Raw genomic sequence first — 9,250 nt, forward strand, 5'->3', positions numbered from 1 at the left:
ATACAAGGGTAATTTTTGTCGGGAAACCGCCATTTTCTGTGTGAAAAACTGCATTTTTCTCTTGCCTCTCTCTTATTATATCGTGTATATAATAAGAACACCGGGCGGGAAAACGTGGGGGGATGGTCCTCCCTCCCCGCCCGGTGCAGGGAGGGTAAACCCTATGTCACTTCTTTCCGGTCTGGTGGGCTTCCTGTTCCGCTCTAAAAAGATGCCACCTCGCCCCAATCCAGCGGACGTTCTTGATCGCGCCATCACCGATACGAAGGCATGGTACAGCCGCCTGTCCGACCGGCTGGCTGATACCTCGGAAGATTCCTATGCGACCCGAAACGAACTGCGTGACCGGATGTATTATGTCCAGCACTTTGAAGAGGCGATGAAACAGGCCCGGGCCAGCAGTTCCATGACCGTCGATTTCAGCGTCAGGTATGGCGTCTATGATGACGCCGAGGACGACGCGATCGCCCGTTATGAAGCCGCATCATGTGGCCTGGAATATGTCCCAGACGAGCAGCGCGAAGAGGCCGAGTATGCGAGTGCCCTATGGGGTATCACCGACGTACAACAGGCGCTGGAAGCGGCGGGCTTTACCGTCCTCACCGGCTTTCATGCCTACCTGATCGACCCTGAAGAAAGCCAGCGCGCGATGGAAGCCTTCCATGCTGAGATACTGGCCGAGCAAGAGCAGGCAGCCTGCGCCTGAATCCGGGAGAGAGGCCGTCTTGCCGGCCTCTCCACCATTCGCGAGAAAAATTGCATTTTTCTCTTGAACCCTCTTTATTATATCTCGTATATATTAGAGGCGGGCCGGGAGGATAAAATCGTTCGATCCGTCGCACAGGGAGGATAGCCCTATGTCCAAGGAAGACCACGCCGAAAAACAGGTATCGCCTCTTCACAATACCTTGCCGCTGATCCGGCTGGATCGCGACGAATACAGCACGATTTCGGCGATGAAGACAAAGCCGGATCTGATGGCCTACTGGACCCGTAAGGGCCGCGTTCGCGCCTGCGAAGCCGCCGTCCTGCCGGATCTGTGGGTCACGACCATCGGCAGCGACGGCACCGAGATCGAGGGCTTGGTGCTGTCATGCCTGTGGGAAGGTCCACGGGATCAGCGCACCAGCTACGATCTGGACTCTGTTTATACCGTCCTGGTCCCGTTCATCGGCTTCGGTCGGGTGGCGGGCTGGATGACAACAGATACCGTTCTCTCCCGTATCGACAGCACGGGGCTGCGTATCGACTGAAGCGATTCAAAAAACAAACGGGTTTTTGTTGTGATTTCGGCAGGAGGACCGCAGCATGAATGCCATATCGTCAATAAATATGGGCCGGAAGCGGAGCATGACGCAGACAAATGACAGTCCTGCGAATGGCAAGCGAACCGGACCGGTAGCCGATGCGGTTCTTGCCCTGCGCATCATGGTCGATGCACGGACCGAAGCGAAAATGGTCCTGATGGATCTCACGAGCTATGTCGATGCCGTGTCCCATCTGGAAGCCAAACTGGCAGAGGAAGCAGAACGCCAGAATATTTCGGCGGATTTTGAAAAACTCGCCGAGTACAGTCTCGAAGATGCCTTACGGGTTGTCGAGTTCGAGCTGGATGAGCTGATGGCCCATCTCATGAGCCTGGCCGTGGCGATGAAAGCAGAGAATGCGCCAGTCGAGCGCATCCGATCATGGGTGCAAAGCGCGGCCGATACCTACGGCATGGCCTTCCGGATCATGGTGCCCGTGTCACGGCTCAGATCACTGGTCGATGCCGCCCTACGGGAGCCGCCCCCTGATGACGCCGAGCCAGCCGGGGAAGCTCACCTGGACGACTAGGCCAGCAGGCACGGACGATCGTGGTAAACGTCCGTGTCTCTATTATATCGCGGATATAAAAGGATGAAGCGATGACTGATCGCGTGAGATACGAAGCTCTCGTCCGCCGCTATGAGCGGATGTCTGTTGCTCGGCCGGGATACCCGGTCGGCGCCGATGGCCCCTTCCCCGCACATATCCGCGTGGGATCGGTTCGTTTGCCCGTCCAGATGGAGGGCGGCCGGATCGTGGCGCTTGGCACCCATCCCCTGCCCCGCCAGGTCCTCGCGGATCTTCTGGTCGGGCTAGAGCGTGCGTGTCGGGTGTCATCGCGTATGGGAGGGCTGGCGTCATGACCTACCTCGCATCGCGACGGGTGGCGAAGCATCGCCATGTCTATCTGGCCGGCCCGGACCTGTCGGTCCTGGCTGTCAAGGAAAGCCGGGACACGGCAGCACGGTCGGCCGTGCAGCTCGCGCGCAGGCGCGGCATGTCGGTTTCCCTGTGGGCAATGGACCTGAAATTGAGGCCCGGATCGAAGATCCGGCCCCGCTATGGCATCTATCTCGGAGAAGCGCATGTTTGACCCTGCCCACGGCAGCGGGCGGCCGGCTCTCTCGTTATTATATCCGATATATGTTAAAGGAGAGGATCTGTGCCTTGAAAGAGTTTCGATGTCTGAATCCGCGTCTGCTGTCCCTGTCCTTGATCGCACCCCGCGCCTGACGCTGTTCCGCGTCAAGCCCGCAGTGCGCCGGCAGCTCGAAGAGTATGTAAACGATAACGACACCTCCATGCGCTGCGCCATCCTTCAGGCGCTGAACACGATCGGCGTGCATGTGGAGCGCGAGGATCTGGTGCCCGAACGCAAGCGGCGTCTCAAACCGCACACGGGCGACGACACGGGCGAGCTGGTCGGGCTCTCTGTCAGCCTGCCGGTCTATGTCCGCGTTGCGGCAGAACTTTGGATGCGCGAGCACCCAGGAATGCGCCTCGTGAACATGGTCCTGACCGGACTGAAGGAAATGGGCTTCGAGATTGATGACGAAGACCTGACTGCAAAATGGACCTGGAAACCCTTTGTGGGGTGACGCTCACAGCCCGCCAGCTCAAACCAACAAACCACGGAAAAAACCCATGACCGCGAAACAGGACAATCAACGGGCGGCACTGGCACGCCTGATTAAAATTGCAAAGGGTGATACGGGACAATCGCGACGTGTCGCGGATTTCCTGCTGGCATGGTGGAATGCAGGATCGTGCGGATCGTTTGATCTCACGTCGCTATGGGCGCTCGATAGGGCCATCGTGGAAGATATGACAGTCGTTTTCGGTCTAATTGGTCAGGCCGGCAATTACCCCGATCAGCTCGATCCTACCCTTGGCCCGGAATTCGCCGCGATCATCGCGCAATGGCGACCGGCACTGGCCGATCATAACCAGATGACGATGCGTTGACCGCAAGGTGCTGGCCCCAAGGGCCGCGCCACCCCATAACGAGTTGATCTCTTGCGGCCTCATGGCGAGTGTGCGCTAAACCGCGGCACGATATAAGAGCCAAGTTCATCAATGACTTCTGATGCCGGACGATGGCCATACTTGAGATTGAGAATTACATGATCGACGCCAATCGACTCAAGCGACTCCAATAGCGCCATCAGATGATTTCGACCCAGCCGGTAGCCCAGATGGATTGACACCGGCGGTGCGTCCGGACGTACGTCCAGGTCAATGTAAAGCGACTGGAGGAAAGGTTTGTAGACGTCCCCAACTTGGGCTTTGACCGCCTCTCGCCATTTCGCCACCATCGTCTTCTGCAATTGGGGTGCCCGTGGATAGGTGATCCACCCAGAACTCTCCCGCGCGATCCATTCTATGGACTGGCGACTGTTGCCCGTCACGAAAAATGGGATCTCGTCCGTAGTCGGCTTCGGAATCAGGTCCGCACTCTCCAATCGGCCGCTACTCCATTGCAGCGGCTCGAAGCTGGTTCGCTGAGCTTTGCGGATCACTTCCAGATGTTCTTGGAAAATGTTGCCTCGTTGATCCGGGTCAACGTCAAATGCAGGGAACTCCACAGGTCTGTCGCCCGAGGCGACGCCCATTAGGAAGCGGCCACCACTCAACTGGTCCACGCTTGCAGCCGCCTTGGCCGTGTGCAGTGGGTTGCGCAGCGGGATCGCTATCGACGCAGTTCCCAGCGCAATTGTGGACGTCTGTGCTGCGATGAAGCCCAAGTAGACCCAGGGATCAAAAACCTGGCCTACATCGCCGAAGCTGGGATCGCGCAACGGCACGTCCCGGAACCAGAGCGCGGAGAAGCCCAGTGCTTCCGCACGACGGCCCAACTCGACCTGGTTGCACATCGTCGGCGTATCGCCCTGGAAGGCCTCGATGGGAAAAAACAGCCCCAGTCTCAAGTGGCCGGCCTTGAAGGCTCGACCGAACCCCCGGTGCTGCTGATAAGGGGTTGTACTTGGCTGATACATTTTCAGGCTCCTCTGGCCTCAAGGTTTCCATCATCCGCGCGCAGCGTCACTGCCGCGTCGAAGCTGCGAACGCGGCCAGTCCTGAGTGATGCGCTCAGGCAAATCCGGGTTGGTGATGAAGGGACGACCGAACGCGATCAGATCGCCCCCATCCCGCACCTGCTCGCTGACGGAAGGGGGCGGCCATAAGGTCGTTCGGAATGGGCGGGAGCACGATACGGTTTTTCAGGGTGGAAGGTCCCAACAGTGTGCTTCCAAACAGTATTTCCCCGCCCATTCCAATATTCCTAAATATCCAGAAACCTCGATGTTGTTAGGGAAAATCTTGGCGATGAATTGAACTCAAAACACGCCGAGCGGCGCTTCGTTCAGGCTGATATAGATGTTCTTCTTCTCACTGTACGCGTCCAACATGGACTTGTGAGTTTCACGACCGAGACCGGACTTCTTGTATCCACCGAACGGGGCATGGGCCGGAATTTCGTGGTAGGTGTTGACCCACATACGACCGGTTTCGATGGCCCGTGCCACACGGATTGCACGGTTGATGTCCTGGGTCCAGACAGCGCCAGCTAGGCCATAGTCGGAAGCATTGGCCAGCGCCACCACTTCGTCTTCATCCTTGAACGGCAGCACGGTGACGACCGGTCCGAATATCTCCTCTTGGGCGATGCGCATGTCATTGCGCACGTCGACGATGATCGTCGGCTTGATGAAGAAGCCGGCATCGTATTCACCGCCAGTCAGTCGCTCACCACCCGTCAGGATGCGGGCACCTTCTTCCTTGGCCAGCTCGATGTAGCCCATGATGCGGTCGGTCTGGATCTGGCTGACCTGGGCACCCATCTGTGTATTAGGGTCGAGTGGATTGCCCACGCGAACCTTTTCAAAGCGCTCCTTGAGCTCGGCGACGAAGCGCTCATAGATTGACTCATGCACGAACAGGCGAGAGCCGGACTCGCATACTTCGCCCTGGTTCCAAAGAATGCCAAGTGCAGCCGCCTCGACAGCCCGATCCCAATTGGCATCAGGAAATATGATGTTGGCTGACTTCCCGCCAAGCTCTAGCGTGGCGGGAATGATCCTCTTGGCTGCCGCAGCCGCCACGACTTCGCCGATACGCGTCGAGCCGGTGAAAGCGAGCTTGGCGATCTGGGGATGATCGAGAATCGCTTGGCCAACCTCTGTGCCCAGACCAGTGACGACGTTGACCACGCCGGCCGGAAGAACCTTGGCGAAAATCTTTGCCAACTCCAGGATCGTGACCGGTGTCATTTCCGATGGCTTGATTACCACCGTGTTGCCCATGGCGATCGCTGGGGCGATTTTCCAGGCAGCCATCAGAAGAGGGAAGTTCCAAGGGATGACCTGACCGACTACGCCGAGTGGTTCGCTCAGCGTCAAACTCATCGTCTGGTGGTCAAGCATGGAAGCTTCATCCGAATGGCTGCGTATCGCACCGGCGAAGTAGCGAAAATGGTCGATGGCCAGCGGCACATCCACTCGGGCCTCGCGGACCGGCTTGCCGACATCCATGCTCTCAAACGCCACGAAACGCTCGGCATCGGCTTCGAGCAGATCGGCAATCTTCAACAGCGCGTTGGCACGTTCAGCCGGAGAAGTCTTGCCCCAGGACTTGAATGCGTGGGCAGCCGCCTGGACAGCACGGTCTACGTCTCCAGCCGTGCCGAGCGGAATCTTGGTGAGGAATGCACCGTTAGCCGGGTTGATACTGTCGATGGTCTCGCCACTTTCACTGTCAACCCATTGGTTGTCGATGAAATGACCGTAGTGGCTATCAGGGGCATGGTTTGGAGTGGTCTGGTTGTGTGTCAACACGGTGAACTCCTGTGACCTGTGTGAATGACATAGCCAACATAGCTACATATCGCGATATGTCAATATCTGGATTTATAGATGCATGGTGTCGTACTGTGTCGTGTGCGCAAGTGCGCTCGCTGTTTTGCCCCGCTAAACTAAGCCTTCATGCTTAACTGTGCGTCCGCCTACTGCTTAATCCGATAAGAGAACACGTTTCGATTGAAATCTGAGACATCGATTTTTTGTCGGTTTAGCGCGGTTTTCATTGAGAAAAATGTGAATTTCTGCGAAATTCCTGTTCCCACGAATAGGGAATCACAGCCATGAAGAGACTGCTTATTGCAATCGGGGCAGCAATGGTCGGCGTCGCTGTTTCGTACTCGCCCGCGGCCCACGCAGAGCCTTGCGCGACCTTGTTGTGCATGTCGGGCATGCCCGCATCTGGTGCTGGATGTGGCGGACCTATCAGCGACTTCTTCAGCATTCAGGTATGGGGCTTTTGGGGATACGAGCCAGGAGCAACGGCGACGAAGCGAGCGGCCTATTTGAACTCGTGCGCTGGCGCCGCAGAGAACGAGGCGATCGTGCAGCGGATTATCGGATCATACGGAACGCTGCTCGCAGCCCCATAATAGATGATATGGTTCCTATCTCTGCGCCTTGGTAAAATATCGGGAAGAGGGTTCCGGGAATGATATTTTACCAGTCATTCGCTATAGTATTTTGGACGAGTGGGACTGGCCTGCTCACTTATTAAAGGAAGTCCATCATGGTCGATGACAGCGAAGACTTGCCCGAATGCGAACCTGCACCGATTGCCTCCCAACCTGCACCTGAAGACCCCCATAGGGCTACGATGCTGCTGTTTCACCAACTACTGTTTCGAGTAATGAGCTGGGCAGGAGAAGGGTATCGTATTCCTCGGGTCAATCTGGAAGGGGAAGCCATCGCGAATTTGAAAAAATTTGTGGTGGATAATGGATGGGGCTCGACGCGGATTTCTCACACTTGAGGCAATTTCAGGTCATTTTGTAGAATTCAGTCATCCCACAGGAGCCCGATCTGGAATATTGACGATATTCTGCTTCTGGCGGCGGGTTCTGAACGCAGTGAGGGTGTCACGGCCTGAGAAGGCAGTGTTGGTGGAAGCTATGTGGTCTGTGCACTGTCTGTTTCTTCAGATGGCCTGCCGGAGCCTTCGCAATCGTGCATGAGCGAGGGCGAATTCATGCTGACAGGGGAACATGTCCGGCATGGACAGGACAATCCGACGGACGCTGAGCGTTACACGTGTCGCGATTTTGAGCAGCCGCGCGCGGATTGTGCCACAGGTCGCCGTCTCCAGACTGGTTTGCCCAAGGGCCATTCTCTGCAGAGCGGTGAGCAGGACATAGGCAGCAGCAGAGAACCACAGCCGGAGCTGGTTGGCCCGGATGGTGTGGGACGAGGTCCTGTCTGAGAACAGATCCATCTGGCATTCCTTGATGCGGTTTTCCATATCCCCGCGTGCGCAGTAAATCTGTTCGTAGAGATGGCGGGGGTCGGACATTCCCTGCGGTAGCGTGGTGACAATAAAGCGATGATAGCGGTTGCCGTGGCGCCATTCGGCCTTGGCCACCACCCGCCTGCGGCGCGTCCAGCTGTCCTTTGTGATCCAGTCAAAGGAGGCGAAACCGCGCGCCGCTCTGCCTGTCGTGGCGGCTTCGTCACGAACCTCAGCGGACAAAGAGGCAATCCGGTCATACAGGCGGGTGTTGCCTGCAAGCCCCAACAGGAAGTCAACGTGGTTGTCTTCGCACCATGTCATCAGAGTGTCCCGGGCGAAACCGCTGTCCCCACGCACCAGGATACGCACCCGGGGCCAGCGGCTCCTGATCTGCTCCACGATCCGGCGGATGTCTGCCAGTGCTTCCTTCCCCGGGTCCCTGTCTGCCGTGCGCAGGGTAGCGCTGAGGAGATGGTCCCCGCAGAAGATGTATAACGGCAGATAGCAGTTATGGCCGTAATATCCATGAAAGGCCCGGCCTTCCTGATGGCCATGGATACGGTCATCGGTGGCATCCACATCCAGAACGATCCGGGCGGGTGCGCGCTCATGCTGGTCCATGAAGAGCGTCACGAACAGGGTAGCCAGGGCATCATGATCAGCAATGATGCGGCAGTAACGGTCTGCCTTGTGGCCACTGCGCTCCAGCCGGTTCAGTGTGGATTTTCCGGCCAGTGCCGCACAGGTGGCCCGACCTCCTGACAGACGGCCCGAGGCCAGACCAAAGATCAGGTCATGCCGCAGGGCATCGTGATCATTGAGATCTTCATAGCCCAGTGCCAGGCCCATGATCCGCTGACGGACAAGGTCTTCAACCCGGTATTCCACAAAGCCGGGATGCCGCTTATCGCGAAAACAGGCAGCAAAGCGGCGGCTGAGACCCAGAATGTCATCAGCCTGCTTCACCAGAATGACGCCCCCATCCGAACTCATGCGACCCCCGTCAAAACGGGCCACAACACGCCGTCCACAGGAGGCTGGAAACTCATACGCGCCTGCGCTACACTCTGTCTGCATCGGGTTCGTTTATTGCTTATGAAAAATTCTTTTGTGCAAAACAGACTTTTTCATAATCTAACCCGATGTACAACCCTTCTGTGAGATTTCCGCGTCGATCGCTATCCGAGAGAACATCAAAAACGCGGTTGTCAGGATAATTGGCGCGCGCGTTGAACAATATTGCAAGGATCATCCCGAGACAAAATTGGTTGATGAGCGCTCACGTATGATGAGTGAAGTGATGGACTATACTGCCCGCGCGAACATGATCAGTGATTTTATCCTGGCCAAGCCGGCAAAGCCACTCCGTCGGCGATAAGATCGCGTGGTCATCCAAGTATTCCGCACTGCACGTCAGTCTTGTCTTGGCGAACAAGACTAGAGTTTTACGATAACGGATGATGCGTGCGGGCTTTTTTCGGGGGCTTGATCTCCGCTCTAGTTCGTAAGGCCGCGAGCCAGGTGCGCTGCACCTGTCTCCCGACCAACTCACCGGAGCCAGCCGCCGCCCTGCGCTGCGCTGCGGTCGCCATCTGTCTCCGCCCATCCGGGTAACGATCGGAAGCCCGGTATATCCCCC

The 9,250-nt window shown here is 57.3% G+C and carries 11 protein-coding genes and 1 pseudogene; 8 read left to right on the forward strand and 4 right to left on the reverse strand.

Features of this window, described 5'->3' with window-relative positions:
• From HKD31_RS15360 to HKD31_RS15390, 7 genes are all read left to right on the forward strand, one after another.
• Positions 1–706: hypothetical protein (locus HKD31_RS15360; RefSeq protein ID WP_228120933.1), on the forward strand; the 706-nt coding region annotated here is incomplete at its 5' end.
• Between the two features lie 151 nt (positions 707–857).
• Positions 858–1,253, forward strand: coding sequence for a hypothetical protein (locus HKD31_RS15365; RefSeq protein ID WP_035367697.1), 396 nt, complete (start codon positions 858–860; stop codon positions 1,251–1,253).
• Positions 1,254–1,350: 97 nt separating this feature from the next.
• Positions 1,351–1,836 carry a hypothetical protein gene (locus tag HKD31_RS15370; RefSeq protein ID WP_228120936.1) on the forward strand — a complete coding sequence of 162 codons (486 nt, stop codon included), beginning with the start codon at positions 1,351–1,353 and terminating at the stop codon, positions 1,834–1,836.
• A gap of 71 nt (positions 1,837–1,907) precedes the next feature.
• Positions 1,908–2,171, forward strand: coding sequence for a hypothetical protein (locus HKD31_RS15375; RefSeq protein ID WP_228120939.1), 264 nt, complete (start codon positions 1,908–1,910; stop codon positions 2,169–2,171).
• Positions 2,168–2,401: a hypothetical protein gene (locus tag HKD31_RS15380; RefSeq protein WP_035367701.1), complete on the forward strand. Its 234-nt coding sequence runs from the start codon at positions 2,168–2,170 to the stop codon at positions 2,399–2,401. Before HKD31_RS15375 ends, HKD31_RS15380 begins: the two co-directional genes overlap by 4 nt.
• A gap of 88 nt (positions 2,402–2,489) precedes the next feature.
• Entirely contained in the window at positions 2,490–2,906 is a 417-nt protein-coding gene (locus HKD31_RS15385) for a hypothetical protein (RefSeq protein ID WP_035367702.1), read from the forward strand.
• A gap of 46 nt (positions 2,907–2,952) precedes the next feature.
• A complete protein-coding gene (locus HKD31_RS15390; RefSeq protein ID WP_075595226.1) occupies positions 2,953–3,273 on the forward strand; it encodes a DUF7673 family protein in 321 nt (106 codons plus the stop codon).
• 59 nt (positions 3,274–3,332) lie between these two features.
• On the opposite strand, the gene HKD31_RS15395 is transcribed toward HKD31_RS15390, so the two are convergent.
• Both HKD31_RS15395 and HKD31_RS15405 read right to left on the reverse strand, forming a co-directional pair.
• Positions 3,333–4,304: an LLM class oxidoreductase gene (locus HKD31_RS15395; RefSeq protein WP_075595225.1), complete on the reverse strand. Its 972-nt coding sequence runs from the start codon at positions 4,302–4,304 to the stop codon at positions 3,333–3,335.
• A gap of 342 nt (positions 4,305–4,646) precedes the next feature.
• The gene (locus HKD31_RS15405) at positions 4,647–6,140 is read right to left on the reverse strand and encodes an aldehyde dehydrogenase family protein (protein ID WP_166316416.1); all 1,494 of its coding nucleotides are present in this window, start codon (positions 6,138–6,140) and stop codon (positions 4,647–4,649) included.
• A gap of 754 nt (positions 6,141–6,894) precedes the next feature.
• Here HKD31_RS15405 and HKD31_RS15410 point away from each other — a divergent pair.
• Positions 6,895–7,137 carry a hypothetical protein gene (locus tag HKD31_RS15410; protein ID WP_194265678.1) on the forward strand — a complete coding sequence of 81 codons (243 nt, stop codon included), beginning with the start codon at positions 6,895–6,897 and terminating at the stop codon, positions 7,135–7,137.
• 165 nt (positions 7,138–7,302) lie between these two features.
• Here the strand turns inward: HKD31_RS15410 and HKD31_RS15415 are convergent, their stop codons facing one another.
• Positions 7,303–8,688, reverse strand: a complete 1,386-nt coding sequence (locus tag HKD31_RS15415) for an IS1380-like element IS1380A family transposase (RefSeq protein WP_194265679.1) — start codon at positions 8,686–8,688, stop codon at positions 7,303–7,305.
• 368 nt (positions 8,689–9,056) lie between these two features.
• A pseudogene (locus HKD31_RS16180) lies at positions 9,057–9,250 on the reverse strand (hypothetical protein); the annotation flags it as partial.

Origin of the sequence: Gluconobacter potus (assembly GCF_015244705.1) — a bacterium.
Taxonomy (GTDB): Bacteria; Pseudomonadota; Alphaproteobacteria; order Acetobacterales; family Acetobacteraceae; genus Gluconobacter; species Gluconobacter potus.